The organism is Arthrobacter sp. GMC3 (assembly GCF_002929305.1).
GTDB lineage: Bacteria > Actinomycetota > Actinomycetes > Actinomycetales > Micrococcaceae > Specibacter.
Map to the genome: position 1 here is coordinate 378,177 of NZ_PJIO01000001.1, position 21,092 is coordinate 399,268.

Consider the following 21,092-nt stretch of genomic DNA (forward strand, 5'->3'; position numbering starts at 1 on the left):
CCTAGTGTGCCTGTGTACTGCCTTCCAGCACGAATCCATCCTGGTGGTGGATAAGCTGGCGGCCCATGCCGGCGTCGAGCTGAATCCATAGGCATTGCCGGTCGGAAGTGAGGGTTTCCACGGTTCCGCTGAGCCGCCAGCCGCGCTCATTGACAAGGGCCACGTGCTCATCTTTGGTGAGCGGAGGCCAAGGATCCCTGCTGTCGGGGCGGACAAAGACGTGATGGTGCGCGGGACGGGTCATGGTTCCTCCTGGGGTGCGGCTATGGTTCGAGGGGTGTCTCGGATCCAACTGTGTAGTCAGTCAACAGCGTTAGCGTGCAGGAGTGGAGTGAATTTACTGTGTATTGCATGTAGATGCTGGGGCTAATTCCGGTGAAGGCTTCGGCGCGTCAATACCGAAGACCAGTGAATCAAGCCAGGCGCCGCGAATGAGGCGATCATTTTCCAGGCGCCCGGTTTGGGTCATGCCCAACTTTGCCAGAACTCCCGCCGACGCCGCATTCTCCGGCCGGCAGGTGGCTGTGATGCGCTCGAGGGACAGCTCCGAAAAGCCGAAGGTGAGCAAGGCATTGGCGGCTTCGGTGGCGTAACCCTTGCCCCAGTGGGTGGGATTGATCGTGTACCCGATCTCCGCTGCTGTGCCGTGGTGAACGGTGAGCCCCACGGATCCTATGACCGCACCAGCCACGGCAATCGCCAAGGTGTAGCCCGTCCGGGGCACAGCATGAGCCGTCGTGGTGCAGAAGTTCAGGAAATCAAGCGTGTCCTGCTCCGAATTTGGGCCCCAGTCCACGAAGACCAGAGTTCGCGGGTTTGTGGCGAAATCATGCACGGCGTCGAAATCCGTGGTGGTGTACTCGCGCAGTACTAGCCTTTCCGTGGTCAATTCCATGTGCCCATGCTAGAGGTTAATTGACAGTTAGGCACCCTAATTGTTAGGCTGTCTAACTATGAGCGATGATCTTCAGGAACTGGCCGGCCGTTACCGTGACATCTTGCGTCAGGCGGTGTACTTGGTTCGGTCCATGGATGCCGAGGGCGAGCTGAGTATTGGGCAGCTGAGCACCTTGAACATGATCGCCGCCGACCCCATGCGCGTCAGTGACATTGCCCGCAATGCGGGGATCCGCGTTCCCAGTGCCACGGAGCAAATCATCAAGCTCGAGGCTGCCGGTCTGGTGAAGCGAATCTCAGACGCCTCGGATGCTCGGGTGGTGTTGGTCGAACTCACCAATGAAGGCCGAGCCAAGCTCACCGAATCCAACGCCTTCCGCAACACCGTCATGGCGTCGGCGCTCCACACATTAACCCCGGACGAGCGCTCTTCCATCGCCGCCGCCATACCGGCCATTGCCAAGCTCAATACAGCCCTGACGCGCCAGCCCGCTGTGACGTGAGCACCACGGCACAATCCGCTTCCCGCCGTCGAACGTTAAACAATGAAAACAGTACTTTAGGAGAAACCGTGCAGGCCAATGCCATGACGGGGGCAACCCAGTCTCATGAGGGCGCCCTCCAGTCGGAGAAGCAATCAATGCTCAAGCAACCCAAGGCCGTCTGGGCGGTGGCGTTTGCCGCTGTCTTCGCGTTCATGGGCATCGGCTTGGTCGACCCCATCCTGCCGGCGATCGCAAAAAATCTGGAAGCAACGCCCAGTCAGGTTTCACTGCTCTTCACCAGCTATTTCCTGGTGACGGCCATCGCCATGCTCATCACGGGCTTCGTGTCCTCGCGGATTGGCGGCAAGAAGACACTGCTCATCGGTTTGGGCATCATCGTCGTCTTCTCCGCTCTCTCCGGAATGTCCAACACAGTGGATGCGCTGGTGGGCTTCCGTGCAGGTTGGGGCCTGGGCAACGCCTTGTTTGTCGCCACCTCGCTCGCCGTCATGGTGGGTGTGGCCTCCGGCGGTGCGGCAACGGCCATCATTTTGTATGAAGCGGCACTGGGCTTGGGGCTCTCCTTGGGCCCGCTCATGGGCGCCTTGTTGGGTGGCTGGCAGTGGCGGGCACCGTTCTTTGGCACCGCAACCGCCATGGCCATCGCCTTTGTTCTGGTGATGATCATGCTGCCCAAGACTGCCTTGCCGGCCGCGAAGACACGGCTGCGCGATCCGCTGCTGGCCCTGGGCCACAAAGGGTTGCGCACCACGGCCGGCAGTGCGCTGTTCTACAACTACGGCTTCTTCACCATCTTGGCGTTTGTGCCGTTCATCTTGGGCTTCGACGCCTACGGCATTGGTGCTGTGTTCTTCGGCTGGGGCGTTGCCGTGGCAGTGTTCTCGGTGTTCGTGGCGCCCGTGGTGCAGCGCCTGTTTGGCCCAACACGTGCCTTGATGGGTTCACTGCTTATTTTGATGCTGATCCTGGTGGGATTGGCCCTGGCCGCCGGACACTCCGTCACCCTGATCGTCATCTTGACCGTTACGTCCGGGGCGTTGCTGGGCATCAACAACACCTTGTTCACCGAAATGGCCATGTCCGTCTCGGATTCCCCGCGGCCCGTGGCCAGCGCCGGCTACAACTTTGTGCGTTGGATGGGCGGGGCGCTGGCGCCGTTCCTGGCGGCCAAGATCGCCGAGCACTTCAACGCCTCGCTCACCTTCTACGTTGCCGCATTTGCCGTTCTGATCAGCGCCGCTGTGATCTTTGGTGGACGCCGCTTCCTCACCTCGCACGAGCCCGAGGGCGTGTAGAAACGATATTCCCGCTCACGCGTTGAGCGAAATTTGTAGCCATGCTTTGGCCGTGTCCCTTACGGTTAAAGCATGGCTACAGTTGATATCACCACTGAATCTTTTGGCACCACCATCGAGGACAACGACATCGTGTTCGTTGATTTCTGGGCTTCCTGGTGCCAGCCCTGTGTGCGCTTTGCGCCTACCTATGAGGCGGCCTCCCAGAAGCACGACGGCGTCGTATTCGCCAAGGTGGACACCGAGGCGGAGCAGCAGCTCGCCGCCGAAGCGAACATCACCTCAATCCCCACCCTCATGGCATTCCGCGAGAAGGTCCTTGTGTTCGCCCAGCCGGGCGCACTGAGCGGCACGGATCTGGAGAAGGTCATCACGGCCGTGAAGGAACTGGACATGAGTGAAGTTCATGCCGCCGTGGCCAAGAAAGCCGCAGAGTAACCCTCTCTTTAACGCAAAACTGCCGCTTTCCCGCATACCCGTTGTTCTGCAACGGCAGGTATGCGGGGAAGCGGCAGTTGTGGTTTTAGAGGCGTTCCAGCTTGACCGGTTCGGCCAGCAGTGCGCTCAAGGATTCGTTGAGGTCCTGGACCGCGATTCCCTTGCCGTGCTTGTCAAGGGCTTCCTGGGAGGCCCACTGCTCGGTCAGGACAATCTTTTCTTCGGATTCCTCCGTGATTTCATACTGGATGCAACCTTCCTCCTCCACGACTTGCTCGATGGCAATGTCGAGGGCTAGCTTCACTCGGAAGAATTCGCCGTCGTTGGGGATGAAAGTGGCCTGTAGGTTGATGATCTCGCTCATGGAATCAGCCTAGGCGATACAGATGTTCAAACGAGCATTCCTTTACGGCGCGCTCACCAAGTCAAAGCGAATTTCGGTGCTGCAGATCGAGGTGATCTTGATGGAGTAGCCATAGAAGTCAGCGGTATCGCCGAGCTCCAATTCCTTGAAGTTGGGCAAGGGGGAGGGACCGTGCTGGGTGACTGTCAGCGTGACTGCCGCCGGTTCGGGGGAGGCGAAGATGCCGATGATGCCCACCCGCGGGCGCAGTGCAGGATCCGAGGTGGCTGCCGGGAGTTCTGGTTCCGAGACGCCTATGCCCTGTCGCAGCTTGTAGGTTCCGCTTTGAGTGCAGGATGCGTTCATTGCTTGATCCTTTGCCGGCAACGTGCACCCGGCAAGCATCGCCACGGTCATGGCGGCCCAGAAGATGCGGCTCGCTTCTCTCAAGTCATTCCAATCACGACTGTCCCGGTTACATACGGCATGTACTGTTCCTTGCCCAAGATTAGTGATCTCCCAATACCGGGTTCAATGGGCACAACTCCCCACTGTCACCGCGCAGCTTGGGTTTAGTGGCCGCGGTGGTCCTGGATAGTCATGCGCGGCCCGCGGGCCGGTTTGCGGAAGCCACTCAAATGCAACATGCGTACCACCCGCTGCCTGTGTCCGCGCCACGGCTCCAAGAGCTCCAGCATCCCGGCATCATCCACCGCTTTCCCTGCCAGCGCCCACCCAACGTAGGCGGCCAGGTGGTAGTCGCCCACGGCCACCTGATCCGCGTCGCCGTGCGTTCGTTGGGTGACCTCCGCCGCTGTCCATACCCCGATGCCCGGGATGGACTGCATCTTCGCTGCGGCTTCCTCTGCCGGGAGTTGTGCCAGTCGCTCCAAGCCCGACGTCGATCGCAGCATCCGCAGAATAGTTGCCGAACGCTGTGGCCCGACTCCGGCCTTGTGCCAGGCCCATGACGGGATGGCCGCCCATTGCGCCGGTGAGGGTGCCACCAGAAGATCGTGGGGAACCGCCGGATCGGAACTGACGCCCGGCGCGGGGCTGCCAAATTTGCGCAGCAGTGTCGCGTAGCCGCGGCGTGCCTCGAGCGAGGTGACCTTTTGTTCCAGAATGGCCGGGATGAGTGCATCGACCATGCGCCCAGTGGCGGGAAGGCGAAGTGCGGGGTTCCGGCGTCGGGCATCTTGCACCAGGCGGGGGAGTGTTGCGGCAAAGGCGGGGGAGTCAAAGCTGGACCAGTCATCGTGGGCACCCAGCAAGGCTGGAGCTCCCTTCAGCGCCAGCTCCGCACCCGGGCCCCAGCTCCTGATGTGGAATTCCGGGCCGTCTTGTGTGATGCCGAGGGTGGCGGGACCGGCGGGGGTGTTGAAGGCCAGCCAAGCCGCATTATGGGTCAAGCGGACGGTTCTATCCGCTGGTCCGCGGCAGATGATGCCCAGTGTCTGCTGCAAATTGTAGGGTCCGCCAGCGTTCCAGACCGCGGTGGGTCCAAGAGCTATTGTGACGGTCATGCTTCCATGGTCGCATGCGGGGCTGACAAGATTCCGATGAGCCGAAGGAGGCTACCCCGGCAACCCGGCAGCAAGCCACAGCGCCAGCACGGACAGGGGCAGCAAAACGACAACAAGCGCCAGCCCGGCCAAGGCATAACCGCGCCATGAGACGTCCAAGCCCATTGCTTTGAGGCGGCTGTGCCACAACAGCGTGGCCAGTGATGCCCACGGGGTGACCAGCGGGCCGAGGTTCACGCCCACCAACAAGGCGGCCAGCCGCACAGGGGAGTCCGCCGCAGGTTCCAACGCCAAATAGGCCGGTAAGTTATTGACGCCGTTGGCACTGAGTGCGCCCAAACCGGCCAGCTGGAGCAGGCTCAGGAAGTCCTCGCCGGTGCCGGAGACCCGGCCCAGGGCTGCACCGAGACCGTGGTCATGCAGGGTTGCAACCACCAGAAACAAGCCCATGGTTAGAAGCAACGGCTGAGTGGGCAGCATCTTCCAATGCAGGGCCGAGCGCTCGCGAACCACGAACACCACCAATAGGAACACTGCGGCAATGCTGGCCGGGATCCATACGGCGACGCCCGAAACTAGGGCGGGCAAAAGCAAGGCAACAGTGATGGCGCTCAAGACCAGCAGCCGTTTGTCTGCCACTGCCGGGACATCAGGGGCCGAGTATTTCCCCCGCAAGTCCCGCCGAAACATCAAGACCAAAAACACCAGCGGAAGGACTATGCCCACCACAGCAGGTGCCCACACCAGCTGGGCGAACCCCAACGGGCTGACATCCAGCTGGCGCTGGGCGAGCAGGTTGGTCAGGTTGGAGACGGGCAACAACAACGACGCCGTATTGGCCAGCCAAACTGTGGTCAAGGCAAACGGCAGTGGATTGATGCGGGCATGGCGCGCCAGCGAAACCACCACGGGCGTGACCAGCACGGCGGTGGTGTCCAGGGACAAGAACACCGTGCTGAGCGTGGCCAGCCCCACAACCAGAAGCCAGAGGACAGCGATCCGTCCAAGCGGTGGCTTGCCCGGGGCAGCTCGGGTGCCGAACCGGGCCAGCCGCGCGGTAATAAAGCGGAAGAGCCCGGCGCTGTCCGCCAGTTCCGTCACCACGGTCATGGCGAGGACAAACAGCAGGATGGGCACTGTACGGGACGCCAGTTCCAGTGCGGAGCTGGGCGTCAAAAGCCCGGTGCTCAGCAGAATTAGTCCAACAACAAACAGTGCGCCAGGGAAGCCGGCGGTCAGCAGTTTCCTCATGGTTGCACCGGCATTTCGGCCACCTTTTGGGCGGTTTGTTCCAAGATTTCCTGGCACGCCGAAATGGCTGGACGGCGGCGGCTGGCACGTCGCGCCGAGGTGAAGACCGTGCGCCGCGGGAGCCCGGGCAAGTCGATCAGCGTCAGGGCCGGGGGACGCCCGGTCCACATCAGATCGGGCATCAGGCCCACCGCGTTGCCCGACTCGATGAGCCGAATCTGCGCCTGGAGATCTGCCGTCTCGAAGCGCACATCGGGCTCAAAACCGGCCTGCCGGCAGGCTTGTTCGGCCCAATGCCGGGAGGCAGCACCGCGTGGCTCCATGACCCAGGGCAGGTCCGCTGTGTCCGCAATGCCGGCGATGGGGGCTTGGTCTAGACGGGACATGCCACCGGCAACGCCGTGGGAAGGCACTGCGAGTCTGATGGCGTCCGTGGTGAGGATGATCCTGTCCAGTTCCGGGTGGCGGGGAGCGGCATGGCCGGGGTACTGCTCGGCCACAACCAGGTCAAAGTCCCTGGCCCAGGTCTCATAAAGTGCGGTTTCGGGTTCACGTTGCACCATCTCGATCCGCACGTCCGGGTAGCTCTGAGCCATGGCCGTGAGTGTATCGGGGAGCAGCGCCAGGGCGGCCGACTGGAACACGGCCAGTTTTACCGTTCCAGTCACGGTGGTCAGGGATGCTGAGAGGTCTGCCTCGGCCCGTTCGAGGGACTCGAGAATCTCACCCGTGTGTGCCACAAGGATCTCGGCCTGCGCTGTCAGTTGCACCCGCCGTCCCACCTTGCGCAACAATTTCACCCCGGCTTCTTTCTCTAGCAGGGCCAGTTGCTGTGACACGGCGGAGGGGCTGTATTGCAGGGCAGCGGCGACGTCGGCCAGGGTGCCTCGGATATGTAGTTCACGCAGTAAACGCAGGCGTTTGACGTCCAGCAAGGGCCCCTCCAAATAGCTTAGTAAAACTGATCAATACTAATCATAAATCACCACTTTTGCTTATTGAACAAAAGTCTCATACTGGTGATTAGAAAACCTTTACCCCGCCCGTTTGGCACCAGTAGAAATGAATGCATCAGCAACTATGACAAGTTCCGTCACCGCGGCCATCTCCGCAAACATTCCGGTTCCTAGCAACGATCTTGCACAGGAAACGATAGCCCTCGTTCGGCACTGGCTGACAGAGGCCGCCAAGTTCCCGGCCGACGTCTCCGCCCAGCGTTTGGCGGGTGTCCTGAAGGACCCCAACGGGCTGGACTTCACAGTTGGCTTCGTTGACGGCGTCGTCCGCCCGGAAGACCTTGCTGTGGCTGGCCGCAATCTGGCCATCCTGGCACCCAAGGTCCCGGCATTCTTGCCGTGGTACATGCGCAGCGCCGTTCGCATCGGTGGCGTCATGGCGCCGATCCTGCCGCAACTTGTCATCCCGATCGCCCGCCGTGTGCTCCGCGAAATGGTGGGCCACCTGATCGTGGACGCCACCGACGCGAAGCTGGGCCCGGCCATCGCGAAAATCCGCAAGGGTGGCGTTGACCTGAACATCAACCTACTCGGCGAAGCCGTTTTGGGCGACCATGAAGCCGCCCGCCGCCTTGAGGGAACCCTCAAGCTCCTGGCCAGGGACGACGTCGACTACGTCTCCATCAAAGAATCCTCCACCGTGGCGCCCCACTCCCCGTGGGCATTCGACGACGCCGTCGATCACATCGTTGACAAGCTCACCCCGCTGTACACGCTGGCCAACTCCTTCCCCAAGGCCAAGTTCATCAACCTGGACATGGAAGAGTACAAAGACCTCACCATGACCATCGCCGTGTTCAAGCGCATCCTGGACAAGCCGGAGTTCAAGAACCTTGAAGCCGGCATCGTGTTGCAGGCCTACCTGCCAGACACTCTCGCCGCCATGATCGACCTCCAGGAGTGGGCCGCCAAGCGCCGCGCCGACGGCGGTGCCGCCGTCAAGGTTCGCATCGTCAAGGGCGCCAACCTGCCCATGGAACAGGTCCAGGCGTCCGTCTTTGGCTGGCCGCTGGCCACCTGGGGCACCAAGCAGGACTCGGACACCAACTACAAGCGCATCGTGAACTACGCGCTGACACCCGAGCACATCGACGCCGTCAACATCGGTGTCGCCGGGCACAACCTCTTCGACGTGGCCCACGCCTGGCTGCTGGCCAAGCAGCGCGGCATCGACACCACCACCGGGCAGCTGGAATTTGAGATGCTGCTCGGCATGGCCACGGGCCAGGCCGAGGCCGTCCGCAAGGATGTCGGCTCGTTGCTGCTCTACACCCCCGTGGTTCACCCGGGCGAGTTCGATGTCGCTATCGCCTACCTGATCCGCCGCCTGGAAGAGGGTGCCAGCCAGGACAACTTCATGTCCGCAGTGTTTGAACTCTCCGAGAACGAGGCACTGTTCGAGCGCGAGCAGAACCGCTTCCTGGCCTCCTTGGCGGACCTGGACACCACGGTTCCGCCGACGAACCGCGTCCAGGACCGCAACCAGCCTGCCGTTGCCGCACCCACGGATTCCTTCACCAACACCCCGGACACAGACCCGTCGCTGGTGGCCAACCACGCCTGGGGCAAGGACATTCTGGCCCGCATCCCCGGCTCCGTACTGGCCAATGACATTGTTGCGGCCACCACTGTGACCGAACTGGCCGAGCTGAACAAGATTGTTGACACCGCCGTCGCCTCCGCTGCGGCCTGGGGTGCCATGAGCGGTGCCGAGCGTGCAGCCATTTTGCACCGCGCCGGTGACATGATGGAAACCCGCCGCGCCGACTTCATGGAGGTCATGGCCTCTGAAACCGGCAAGACGCTGGACCAGTCCGACCCCGAAATCAGCGAGGCCGTGGACTTTGCCCACTACTACGCCGAGCGCGCCAAGGACCTGGAAACGGTCGACGGCGCAACGTTCGTCCCCGCGAAGCTCACCGTTGTGACCCCGCCATGGAACTTCCCCGTCGCCATTCCGGCAGGATCCACGCTGTCGGCACTTGCCGCGGGCTCCGCCGTCGTCATTAAGCCGGCGCCTCAGGCCCAGCGCAGCGGATCGCTCATGGTTCAGGCCCTTTGGGATGCTGGCGTGCCCCGTGACGTGCTGGCCCTGGTCCAGCTCGGTGAAAACGAGCTCGGGCAGGCCCTCGTGGGACACCCCAGCGTGGACCGCCTGATCCTGACCGGCGGCTACGAGACCGCCGAACTGTTCCGCAGCTTCCGCACCGACCTGCCGTTGCTGGCTGAGACCTCCGGCAAGAACGCCATCATCGTCACCCCCAGCGCCGACCTTGACCTTGCGGCCAAGGACGTGGTGCAGTCGGCCTTCGGCCACGCCGGCCAGAAGTGCTCCGCCGCTTCACTGGTCATCATGGTCGGTTCCGTGGCCAAGTCAGCACGCTTCCGCAACCAGCTGCTGGACGCCGCTGCGAGCCTCAGCGTTGGCTACCCGGAAACCGCCACCACCCAGATGGGGCCGATCATTGAAGCTGCCGGTGGGAAACTGCTGGCCGCCCTGACCACCCTGGACACGGGCGAAAGCTGGGCCATCGAGCCACGGATGCTTGACCACACCGGGCGCCTCTGGTCCCCAGGCGTGCGCACAGGCGTGGCTTCCGGCTCCAACTTCCACCTGACCGAGTTCTTCGGCCCCGTACTGGGTGTCATGCAGGCTGAGACGTTGGAAGAGGCCATCTCGATGGTCAACCGGATCGACTACGGCCTCACTTCGGGCCTGCACTCGCTGGATTCCGCGGAAATTGGGCTGTGGTTGGACACCGTCCAGGCCGGAAACCTGTACGTGAACCGCAGCATCACCGGTGCTATTGTGCAGCGCCAGCCGTTTGGTGGTTGGAAGAAGTCGGCCGTGGGAGCGGGCACCAAGGCTGGCGGCCCCAACTACCTCATGGGCTTGGGGTCGTGGGAAACCGCCGTTTCCACGGCAACCGCGCCCCTGAGTAAGGCAGCCACCAAGTTGCTGAACGCCGCCTCTGAATTGTCCGGCGAGGATCAGGCATTCCTGACGCGTTCACTGCACAGCGACGCCGCGGCATGGGCATCCGAGTTCGGCGTGGCCAAGGACGTTTCGGCACTGACCGCCGAGCGCAACGTCTTCCGCTACCTGCCGCTGAACCCCCTGGTTCGCCTGGCCGAGGGTGAGTCTGTCGCCAAGCTGCTGCGCGTCCTCGCGGCAGTCATCACCGCCGGGGCCACCCCGGTAGTCTCCTCCGGCGTCGTACTTCCCAACGCGGTACAAGCATTGCTGGTGGGCTTGGGCATCAACGTCACCGTGGAGAACGACGCCGACTGGCTGGCCACCGCCCGCCGCTTCGGTGCCGGACGCATCCGTTTGATCGGCGGAGACTCCACCGCCGTGTACCAGGCAACCGACGGCCGCCCCGACCTGGCCATCTACCATGGCGAGGTCACCGAGGCCGGCCGCGTTGAAATGCTGCCGTTCCTGCACGAGCAGGCCGTGAGCATCACCGCGCACCGCTTCGGCACCCCGAACCACCTCTCGGAGGGCCTGATCTAGTCCCCACGGCCTCCCACCGGCTTCCGCCGGGATTACGCGCCCGTTCCCCTTTCTCGCCCCCGGTCTGCCGGGCGCGAGAAAGGGGAACGGGCGCATTTTTCGTTTAAGGACGTTCCTTGTGGGCCATTCATCGAGCTGGATCGGCCGCGCACTCGAAACCCCTTGGTATGTCCTGGCGCTTGAGAATGGTCATGATGTCGGCCACATTTTCTATCCGATAGGCCAAGGTGCGGGCCTCCTAGGCGCGTTTCCTGCCCGATTGGCCGAAAAATACCGTGAAGATCGTCTCATTATCCAATAAACAATGTTAATATGGTATTAAAAGCAATTTATAAATTGCGCGCGGCTTGTCTCGGCACGCCAGGACTTAAGTCAAGAAATCTATTCGGGGGGCCGAAAACAGTGTCAGACCAAGGAAACATCCCTGCCAGTCGCCGGGAAGCCGGGACGCGGTATACAAAGCCGCAACCATCTGTCAGGGCTCGGCTCCGGAAGACCAGGCGCAAGGCCATGGCCTTCGTTGTCGCCATGGTGGCCCTTGGCTTGACGGTGGGTGGTTTGGCCCCCGTAATGGCAGCGCCAGGTGACGTCACCATCACCGTACTGTCCGGTGGTATCCGTGCTGCTGAGAAGAATGTGGGGAGGGGCCCCGAGGGGGCCGTCTTCACGGCGACATCGGTGTCCGGAACCAACGAGCGTTCGGAAAGCTGCACTGTCGATGCGAATTCCAAATGTGTCATCAGCGTCCCCACTGGACGCAAATGGAAGATTTCACAGACGGCGGGTGCCACGGGATGGTACACAAGTCCCTCCCTTGGTATGGGAACCAAGGACACTGTGGCCGCTGTTCCGTATGTCTTCTATACGGGCGACTCCGATGGCACCAAGGCCGTGGTCAATTCCAATATCACGTTGCCACAGGGCACGAACGGACGAGCCAAAGATCCTCGCTTCGACAGTTCCGATCCGGACAAGAACAACTGGTTCCTCGGGCCGCTGATGAGCTCCTTGGTGAATCCGCCGGCACCCGCCACTTGCGGATCAAATATTGCCATGGTCCTGGACCAGTCGGCGTCTATGGGCGACAACGGCAACCGCAAGCAAGCGCTAATGCAAGCTGCTGCCAACGCCGCCATTAAGACGCTGACAGGCACGCCGTCCACCCTTGCCATGTACTCCTTCAGTGACTCTGCCATGGTCGCGGCCAACCGCAAGCTGGCGCAAACTGCCACTACGTCCGCGAATGAAGCAAAGCTGCACAACTTCATCAATAATCTGCCAGCCCCCGGCGGCGTGACCAACTGGGATGCAGGTCTCTACCAGGTAGCTACGGACCCGGACGTGCCGACCAGAGACCCCGTGACGGGCAAAGCGTACGACCTGGTTCTGATGCTGACCGATGGCAACCCAACTTCGGATAATTCCTACGGCGACGGTGTAGGAGGGAAGCGGTCCTTTTTCCAAAATGTTGAGGCAGGAATTTCCTCCGCAAACGCCATCAAGAACCAAGGAACACGGGTGGTTGCCATTGGTATGGGGCTCGCCGGCACTGGCTCCGAACCTAATCTTCGTTCTCTTTCCGGCCAGACAAAGGGCGTTGATTACTTCCTGACCGGGACGGGGCAGAATGAGTCAGATTTGGCCGAGGTCCTGACGAAACTGGTCTCGGGTGTTTGCAATAGCCAGATGACCATCCAGAAGCAGATCCAGGACATCAATGGAAATCTGGTACCGAATTCGGAGCTCTCAAACGACTGGAAATTCGACAACACGATCTCCGCTGGCTCGACCATTGGCGCCACAGCTACCACCGCCGTGACCTCCGGCGGCAAGAACGGGTTCACCACCACTCCCATCGAGATCCCTTTTGGCACAACGCCAACCGTGACGATCAAGGAGACTCTCCAGCCCAACTTTGTCCCTGTTTCGGCGACGTGCAAGGTTGATGGGAAAGAAGTCACCACCACCTTTGACACCGCCACCGGAGCGGCATCATTCCAGGCGGCATCCAATGTTCCGATGAGCTGTTTGTTCACCAACAGGCAGCTTCCCATCCCGGCCCAGGTGGTGGTCACCAAAAAATGGGTGATCAACGGTGCCCCCGCGGTAGCTGATGGTTCTCAGCCTGGCGGCTACACGGCAAAGCTGGAACTGACTCAGCAGGGTGCACCCGTGTTCGGCACCATCTATGACGGCTATGCAGCCGGAAACTCTGTAGATGTCAATGAGTCTGTGGTGGTTCCCGCAGGCTGTGTCAACGTCCCCTCCGGAGACATCGGAAGCCATGTGCTTCTCGCAGGCCTAAATTCATACGCACTCACCAATACGGTTGACTGCGCCCCCACTTTGCAGCTGAAGAAGACTGTCAGCGGTGCCGCGACGCCGAATACCAATTGGGTTTTGAGTGGCACCGGAGCAGGATCAGCTACTGTTACCAACCCAGCTGGCGGCGACACGGCCCCCAAATTCGCTGTCAGTGCGGGCGTGGAGTACTCCTTGAGTGAAGCAGCCAAGGCAGGATTCGCCAACTCTGGCGAATTCAATGCCGGTGACTGGTCGTGTGTCACGGACACAGGGACCGTCACGGTCACCAAGGGAGCAGCCGGCACGGCCACCTTGGCCGGCCTGAAGGCAGGCCAAAACGTGGTCTGTACCATCAACAACGCGCACGCCGATCAGGGCGTGGACGTTACCAAGACGGTCACGTCCAACGCTCAAAACGTTGACGGCACCTGGACCACCTCCTACGACGTCAAAGTCATCAACAAGAGCGCAGTGGTGCCGGGTACCTACGACCTGACTGACACGTTGAAGTTTGGTGCCGGTATTACGGTGAATTCGGCGTCGTGGACTGGCCCTGGTGCCAAGTCCGGGACGTGGGCGGATCCGATGAAGACCCCGACTTTAACGTTGGCTGACAAAGCCGTAATCGGTGCCGGGGCTACGGATACGTACACGGTGAGTGTGAATTCGACCGTCCCGCAGAAGGTCTGGGATGACAAGACCAATGTGTGCAATCCGGATAAGACCAGCAATGGTGGCTTCTTGAACACTGCCACCTTGACGGTGGGGGGCAAGTCGACAGTGGTGGCCGATTGTGCGCCGCCGGAGAAATTGTCCTTTGATAAGTCGATGTCCGGGGCGCCTGTGTGGGATGCGGCGACCGGCCATTGGGTTGTGACGTATGCGTTGACGGTGACCAATAGCAGTGCCAAGACGATGTTCTACAGCCTGAAGGATGAGCCGAACTACGCGTCCGGGATCACCGTGGTCTCCAGCAGTGCCACGAAGAACGGTGTTGCCGTTGGAGGTTGGGCGTTGCCCCAGCCGTTGGCAACGGGTGCATCCATTGCTGCCGGTACGCCCGAAGCTCCGGTAAAGGATGTGTACCTGGTTTCGGTCATTGCCGATATTTCCAAGATCACCCCGGGCTCGAAGCTGGAATGTAACGGCAAGGGGACAGGTTTCTTCAACGAGGCCACCCTGACCACGGGCACCATCGACATGGTCGATGATGCGTGTGCGCCGCCGCCGTCGACGAAGTTTGTTCACACGAAGACTGTTGATGCCGGTTCCGTGAAGCAGGGCGCTGACGGCAGGTGGGGGATCACCTACACGGTGACGGTGAAGAACACAGGCACCAACGGTGGCGTGTATGACCTTGATGACACCCTGCGCTTCGGTGCGGGCATGAACGTTGGTGCCGCCTCGTGGACCGGTGATGGGCGCAGTGGATCCTGGGCCGACCCGGGGACAACAACCACCACGGTATTGGCATCGGGCAGGCCACTGGCGGCCGGTGCGAGCATGGTCTACTCGGTCAAGGTTAGTGGTGTCATGGTGCCTAAGGGTGCCATCGATACTATTGTCGGCAAGTGCCCTGCTGACGGAAAGAACCTGGGGGCGTTCAACAACGCCGCGGGCCTGACCTTTACTGGTGTAAGAACGGAGGTCACGGCCTGTGCACCTCCCAGCAAGCCCAAGATCGTCAAGACGGCACTCAGCGCACTTCCGAACGTGAATGTTCCGGGTGAGTGGAACGTCATGTACAAGTTGACTGTGGACAACAGCGCCAACACGACAGCCAACTACTACACATTGGATGACGAGCCAAACTTCCCAGCCGGCGTCACCATTGCCGGGGTCACAGTTTCCGGTGTGCCGGCAACGTATGCAGCGGGCAAGGTCACCGTGGTGGGAACCCCCACTGAGATTGCCGGGGGTGCAAAGCGCGGGTACACCGTGGCATTCACGGTGAACATCGCCGCTGATGTTGCAGCTAATTTGCCCAAGTGCAAGGACAACGGCGGACTCAAAAACAAGGCAGTGCTGTCCGTTGGCCAAGACGTCGACACCGCCGACGCCTGTGTTGATGTTGACGAAGTTCGTCCGACACCGACCAAAACTGTCATCTCCAGCACGCAAAAGGCTGACGGGACCTGGGATGTTGTGTACGAGGTCAAGGTTGCACAGCCAGCCAAGAGTGATGACCTGAACCCGTTCGGCGTCAGTGCCGAGTATGAACTAACTGACACGTTGAAGTTTGGTGCTGGTATTACGGTGAATTCGGCGTCGTGGACTGGCCCTGGCGCCAAGTCCGGGACGTGGGCGGAGCCGATGAAGAATCCGACGACGACGCTGGCCCCGCCTGCCCCGAAGACTCTTATTGCTGCTGGAGTTACAGATACGTACACGGTGAGTGTGAATGCGGCCGTGTCCCTGGATGCCTGGGACAACAAGACTGCCGTGTGTGTTCCTGGCGGCGGTAGCAATGGTGGTTTCTTGAATGCGGCTACCTTGACCGTTGGTGGCGACTCGACCACGGTGTCCGATTGTGTGCCGCCGGAGAAGCTGACTTTTGATAAGTCGATGTCCGGGGATCCTGTCTGGGATGCGGCCACTGGCCATTGGGTTGTGACGTATGCGTTGACGGTGACCAATAGCAGCGCCAAGGCGCAGTTCTACGACCTGGATGATGCCACTGCCTACGCCTCCGGGATCAGCGTGGTCTCCAGCAGTGCAACGAAGAATGGCGTTGCCGTTGGAGGATGGGCGCTGGGTCAGCAATTGGCGAATGATGCCCCTATCGCGGCCGGGACGCCTGAGGTTCCGGTGAAGGATGTGTACCTGGTTTCGGTGGTGGCCGATGTTTCGGCGATCACCAAGGACTCGTTGCTGGTGTGTGCCGGTTCCGGGACAGGCTTCTTCAACAATGCCACCCTGACCACGGGCACTATCGAGATGATTGACGACGCGTGTGCGCCGCCGCCGTCGACGACATTTGTCCACACGAAGACTGTTGATGCCGGTTCCGTGAAGCAGGCAGCCGATGGTACGTGGGGGATCACCTACACGGTGACTGTGAAGAACACGGGCACCAATGGTGGCGTGTACGACCTGGATGACACCTTGCGCTTCGGTGAAGGGTTCCTCGTGGGTGCCGCCTCGTGGAGCGGTGACGGGCGCACTGATGTTTGGGCTGATCCGAATGCGACGCCCAAAACGGTGTTGGCATCGGCGCGGCCGTTGGCTGCCGGTGCAAGCATGGCCTACACCGTGACTGTTAGTGGTGTCGCCGTGCCCAAGGGTGCGATCGATACTGAGGCTGGAAAGTGCCAGGCCGACCTGAAGAACCCCGGGGCGTTCAACAACGCCGCGGGCCTGACCGTTGCCGGTAAGACCACAGAGGTCGCAGCCTGTGCGCCTCCCAGCAAGCCCAAGATCGTCAAGACCGCCATTGACGTGGTTCCGAACGTATTGGTTCCCGGACAGTGGACGGTGTCATACAAGCTGACGGTGGACAACACCGCCAACACGACCTCCAACTTCTACACCTTGGTAGACAAGCCGAACTTCACCACAGGAACGAGCATTGTCAGTGCCAGCGTCGACGGCGCCCCGGCAACCGTGGTAGCCGGTAAGGTCACCGTGGTCCGTGACGCCAAGGAGATTCTTGTTGGCGGCAAGCATGAATACACGGTGGCATTCATCGTGAACATCGCTGACGGTGCAGCCGCCTTGGAGAAGTGCGGGATTGCAGACAACGGGTTGAACAACCAGGCAATCCTGACTGTTGGTCTGGATGAGTTGACTTCCGAGGCCTGTATTCAACCGAAGGAGGCCAATCCGAGCCACAGCAAGACCGTCGTCTCCAGCACGCAAAAGGCCGACGGTACCTGGGATGTTGTGTACCACGTCACGGTTGTTCAGCCTGCTAAGGGAGAGCTCAATCCGTTCGGTGCCAGCGCCAAGTACAACCTCTCTGACACGTTGAAGTTTGGTGGCGGTATTACGGTCAACTCGGCAGCATGGGCTGGTCCCGCTGACGCCAAGGGTTCATGGGCCAAGCCGATGGAGACCCCCAAGGCAACGTTGGCTACGAATGCGGTTATTGCTGCCGGTGTTACCGACACGTATACGGTGAGTGTGAATTCGACAGTGACCCAGAAGGCCTGGGACGACAATACGACTGTCTGTAATCCTGACAAAGCTAGCAATGGTGGTTTCTTGAATGCGGCTACCTTGACGGTCGCTGGCAACGATTCGACGGTGGCCGACTGTGCGCCGCCGGAGAAGCTGTCCTTTGATAAGTCGATGTCCGGGGATCCTGTCTGGGATGCCGCGACCGGCCATTGGGTTGTGACGTATGCGTTGACGGTGACTAATAGCAGCGCCAAGGCGATGTTCTACGATCTAGCCGATGCAACAGACTACGCTTCCGGGATCACCGTGGTCTCCAGCAGTGCCACGAAGAACGGCGTGGCCATTGCGGATTGGAATCTCTCCAAGCAGCTGGCAACGGGTGCTTCGATTGCTGCCGGTACGCCTGAGGCTCCGGTGAAGGATGTGTACCTGGTTTCGGTAGTGGCCGATATTTCCAAGGTGACGAAGGATTCGTTGCTGGAGTGTGCCGGTTCGGGCACGGGTTACTTCAACCAGGCAACCCTGACCACTGGCACCATCGAGATGATCGATGATGCGTGTGCACCGCCGGTTCTGCCGACGATGACCCACACGAAGACTGTTGATGCCGGTTCCGTGAAGCAGGCAGCCGACGGCACATGGGGAATCACCTACACGGTGACGGTGAAGAACACCGGAACTGTGAATGGCGTGTACGACCTCGATGACACCTTGCGTTACGGTGCCGGGTTCGTCGTTGGTGCTGCCGCATGGGCTGGTGACGGACGCACCGGAAGTTGGGCTGATCCGAATGCGACGCCTAAAACGGTGTTGGCATCGGGGCGGCCTCTGGCCGCTGGCGCGAGCATGGCCTACACCGTGACTGTTAGTGGTGTCGCCGTGCCCAAGGGCGCGATCGACGCTGAAGCTGGGAAGTGCCAGGCTGACGTGAAGAACCCCGGCGCGTTCAACAACGCCGCGGGCCTGACCGTTGCCGGTAAGACCACAGAGGTCACGGCCTGTGCCCCTCCGGGCGCACCCAAGATCGTCAAGACCGCCATCAGCGCGGTCCCGAACGTGACAGTTCCCAAGGAATGGAAGGTGTCCTACAAGTTGACGGTGGACAACACCGCCAACACGACCTCCAACTTCTACACCCTGGTGGACGAGCCGAAGTTCACCACCGGAACCGTCGTTTCAGGCGTCACCGTAGACAATGCGAAGGCAACGTTTGCGGCGGGCAAAGTCACGGTTATGGGAACCTCCACCGAGATTGCCGCTGGCGCCAAGCATGAGTACACCGTGGTGTTCACGGTAAAGATTGCTGCCGAGGCAACAACACTGGCCAAGTGCGCCGTCACTGACGGTGGGCTGAACAACAAGGCCATCCTGACCGTTGGCCCAGATGAGAAGACGTCTGAGGCGTGTATTGATCCGGAAGATGTCCTTCCCACGCATACCAAAACGGTGGTCTCCACCACGCAAAAGGCCGATGGAACCTGGGATGTTGTCTATGCCGTTACGGTTGCACAGCCCGCCAAGGGAGAGTTTAATCCGTACGGTGCCAGCGCCGAATACAACCTGTCTGACACGTTGAAGTTTGGTGCCGGTATTACGGTCAACTCGGCAGCATGGGCTGGTCCTGCTGACGCCAAGGGTTCCTGGGCTAAGCCGATGGAGGATCCGAAGAACGTATTGGCTACCGGTGCCGTGATCGCTGCCGGGGTAACCGACACGTATACGGTGAGTGTGAACGCGAACCTGACCCAGAAGGCGGTCGACTCGGGAAGCATGACATGCAACCCGGACCAATCGACTCCCGGCGGGTTCCTGAACGCTGCCGTCCTTACTGTTGCAGGGAAGGACCTGACTGCTGTGGCATGTTCGGATCCGGCCATCCCCGTTGTCGGAAAGAAGTTGTTGTCCTCCAACCGCAATGCAGATGGCACCTGGAACGTCACGTTCCTGCTCGAAGCCAAGAACCCGTCAGCAACTACCTCGGCACAGTTTGTCTTGAAGGATACGACGCCGGGGCTTGCAGCCGGTGTCCAGGCCAAGGGCAACTGGACGGCAGTTGCCGTTGGTGCCGGAACCCCGGCACCCAAGACGGCGTCGTGGGCACCGGGTACAACGGCAACGGTAGCCAGCGGCAGCATTCCGCCGGCCACCACGTTCAGCTACCAGGTCGCCATTGTTCTTGATGTCGACATCACGGCGCCTGTGGAGAAGTGCCACGGAGTGGATGGAACATCGATTCTGAACAAGGGTGAGGTGACGTCGGGTGAATTCACCAGCTCTGCGGATGATTGTGGACTTATCGATGCCTACGACATGGGCATCGTGAAGACGCACAAGCCCATCTCGGGCGACGCCGTCGAATCCGGCAAGGGCCAGATAATCAACTACCAGATGGTGGTCACCAACCACGGCAAGTACGACACTCACCAAGTGCTGGTCAAGGACCCCATGCCGCAGGGATTGAGCATCAATATTGATTCCTTGCAGCCCACCAATGACTGGGACTTCACAGGCACCACTGCCACGGTGTTGCATGCAAAATACATTGGCACCGAGGGCGTGTTTACCGCAGGGATGGAATCCACCATCACCTTGGCAACCACCGTCGGAGACCTACCCCGGACAGGTGCGGGCAATACCTACCCGGATATTGCAAACACCGCCTGCGTCTCGCACAACAAGCCAGACGATCGTGCAGACAACGATTGCTCCACCGACCTGGTGCCTGTCACGACGCCGCTTCCGAAGCTCCCCCATACCGGTATGAACTCCGGTGGTCTGATGGGAGTAGGTGGCGCCCTGGCCCTGTTGGGTGGGTTGCTGGTCTTCGCCGGCTACAAGCGCCGGAAGAAGCAGGCCGAACTTGCAAGTCACTAACCGCTAGTTACAAGTAAGGAACTTCGAAGGGAGGTGCCGGCCCCATGGGTCGACACCTCCCTTCGTTGTTTGCGCCCGGCTAGGGGCCGGGACTGGACCTGGGGCCGGATCCGGGATTTACCCCTGGTTCATGCGGACCATATTGCCCGAAGGGTCCCGGAATGCGCAGTCGCGAGGGCCCCACGGCTGCTCGATTGGTTCCTGCAGAACCTCGGCCCCGGCGGCCACCGCCTTCTCGTAGGCGGCGTCAAGGTTGTCCGTGCTGAAGACGAGCATGGGAAGCACTCCCTTGGCGAGGAGTTCTGCCAGGATGTCGCCGTCGGACTGGGAGCGGCCGGCATGAGGGACGGAGAGGACAATGCCGGGGCCATCGGCGTCGTCCGTGCCCATGGTGACCCAGCGGAACGGTCCGGAGGAGACATCCTGGACCACGCTCAGACCCATGGCATCCCGGTAGAACGCGAGGGATTCGTCGGTGTCGCTGACGGTTACATGTGTGTACTTCAATGAAATAGTCATGCCACCAACGCTAATGCGCGCATGGCCGTGGCGCTTCTTGAATCCTGCTCGGCTGGCCCTAGGGCGTGCTACGGGTGAGCGGATTTCGTTGGGGGCGGGTGGCGAAGCGTGCGAAGCAGGCCGGCATGGCCTCGATGGCGTCATGGCCACGGCTCCGGTAAGCACTGGGCGTTTCCCCCATAATCTCGGTAAACCGGGAACTGAAAGAGCCAAGTGAGGTGGCCCCCACCGCCATGCAGGCGTCCGTCACCGACGTCCCGTCACGCAGCAGCGCTGCCGCACGCTCGATGCGCCGGGTCATGAGGTATCCGTAGGGGGTTTCCCCATAGGCGGCCCGGAATTTGCGGGAAAAGTGGGCGGGGGACATCAAGGCCTTTTGCGCCATGGTGGGCACGTCCAAGGGCAGCGCATAATCCCTGTCAATCATGTCCCGGGCACGGCGCAAATACACAAGATTGGAGAGTTCCTCGGGCGTCATGGCTTGAGG

At 61.0% G+C, this 21,092-nt stretch carries 14 protein-coding genes; 5 read left to right on the forward strand and 9 right to left on the reverse strand.

Going from position 1 to position 21,092, the window contains the following annotated elements; genetic code table 11:
• Position 1: 1 nt before the first annotated feature.
• The gene (locus tag CXQ94_RS01740) at positions 2-244 is read right to left on the reverse strand and encodes a hypothetical protein (RefSeq protein ID WP_104086492.1); all 243 of its coding nucleotides are present in this window, start codon (positions 242-244) and stop codon (positions 2-4) included.
• 93 nt (positions 245-337) lie between these two features.
• Positions 338-895, reverse strand: coding sequence for a GNAT family N-acetyltransferase (locus CXQ94_RS01745; protein WP_104086493.1), 558 nt, complete (start codon positions 893-895; stop codon positions 338-340).
• A gap of 58 nt (positions 896-953) precedes the next feature.
• Here CXQ94_RS01745 and CXQ94_RS01750 point away from each other — a divergent pair, with 58 nt between their 5' ends.
• The 3 genes from CXQ94_RS01750 (at position 954) to CXQ94_RS01760 (ending at position 3,136) form a co-directional block, all read left to right on the forward strand.
• Complete coding sequence (locus tag CXQ94_RS01750; protein ID WP_104086494.1) at positions 954-1,400, forward strand: MarR family winged helix-turn-helix transcriptional regulator; 447 nt, start codon at positions 954-956, stop codon at positions 1,398-1,400.
• Positions 1,401-1,483: 83 nt separating this feature from the next.
• Positions 1,484-2,698, forward strand: coding sequence for an MFS transporter (locus CXQ94_RS01755; protein WP_104086788.1), 1,215 nt, complete (start codon positions 1,484-1,486; stop codon positions 2,696-2,698).
• Positions 2,699-2,770: 72 nt separating this feature from the next.
• Positions 2,771-3,136 (forward strand): co-chaperone YbbN, encoded by a 366-nt coding sequence (locus CXQ94_RS01760; protein ID WP_104086495.1) that lies wholly within the window; start codon positions 2,771-2,773, stop codon positions 3,134-3,136.
• An 85-nt stretch (positions 3,137-3,221) separates the two neighbouring features.
• On the opposite strand, the gene CXQ94_RS01765 is transcribed toward CXQ94_RS01760, so the two are convergent.
• The 5 genes from CXQ94_RS01765 to CXQ94_RS01785 form a co-directional block, all read right to left on the reverse strand.
• On the reverse strand, positions 3,222-3,500 hold the full coding sequence (locus CXQ94_RS01765) for a putative quinol monooxygenase (RefSeq protein WP_104086496.1): 279 nt from the start codon (positions 3,498-3,500) through the stop codon (positions 3,222-3,224).
• A gap of 42 nt (positions 3,501-3,542) precedes the next feature.
• Positions 3,543-3,845 carry a hypothetical protein gene (locus CXQ94_RS01770; RefSeq protein WP_146070210.1) on the reverse strand — a complete coding sequence of 101 codons (303 nt, stop codon included), beginning with the start codon at positions 3,843-3,845 and terminating at the stop codon, positions 3,543-3,545.
• A gap of 206 nt (positions 3,846-4,051) precedes the next feature.
• A complete protein-coding gene (locus tag CXQ94_RS01775; protein WP_104086498.1) occupies positions 4,052-5,005 on the reverse strand; it encodes a DNA-3-methyladenine glycosylase in 954 nt (317 codons plus the stop codon).
• Positions 5,006-5,056: 51 nt separating this feature from the next.
• Positions 5,057-6,256 (reverse strand): SLC13 family permease, encoded by a 1,200-nt coding sequence (locus CXQ94_RS01780; protein WP_104086499.1) that lies wholly within the window; start codon positions 6,254-6,256, stop codon positions 5,057-5,059.
• A complete protein-coding gene (locus tag CXQ94_RS01785; RefSeq protein ID WP_104086500.1) occupies positions 6,253-7,191 on the reverse strand; it encodes a LysR family transcriptional regulator in 939 nt (312 codons plus the stop codon). Before CXQ94_RS01785 ends, CXQ94_RS01780 begins: the two co-directional genes overlap by 4 nt.
• A gap of 145 nt (positions 7,192-7,336) precedes the next feature.
• On the opposite strand from CXQ94_RS01785, the gene CXQ94_RS01790 reads away from it, so the two are divergent.
• Entirely contained in the window at positions 7,337-10,789 is a 3,453-nt protein-coding gene (locus CXQ94_RS01790; RefSeq protein WP_258066553.1) for a bifunctional proline dehydrogenase/L-glutamate gamma-semialdehyde dehydrogenase, read from the forward strand.
• Positions 10,790-11,299: 510 nt separating this feature from the next.
• Positions 11,300-20,086, forward strand: a complete 8,787-nt coding sequence (locus CXQ94_RS01795; protein WP_181034035.1) for a VWA domain-containing protein — start codon at positions 11,300-11,302, stop codon at positions 20,084-20,086.
• 117 nt (positions 20,087-20,203) lie between these two features.
• Here the strand turns inward: CXQ94_RS01795 and CXQ94_RS01800 are convergent, their stop codons facing one another.
• Positions 20,204-20,605 carry a VOC family protein gene (locus tag CXQ94_RS01800; RefSeq protein ID WP_104086503.1) on the reverse strand — a complete coding sequence of 134 codons (402 nt, stop codon included), beginning with the start codon at positions 20,603-20,605 and terminating at the stop codon, positions 20,204-20,206.
• Between the two features lie 58 nt (positions 20,606-20,663).
• Positions 20,664-21,083: a helix-turn-helix transcriptional regulator gene (locus CXQ94_RS01805; protein WP_104086504.1), complete on the reverse strand. Its 420-nt coding sequence runs from the start codon at positions 21,081-21,083 to the stop codon at positions 20,664-20,666.
• Positions 21,084-21,092: the final 9 nt, after the last annotated feature.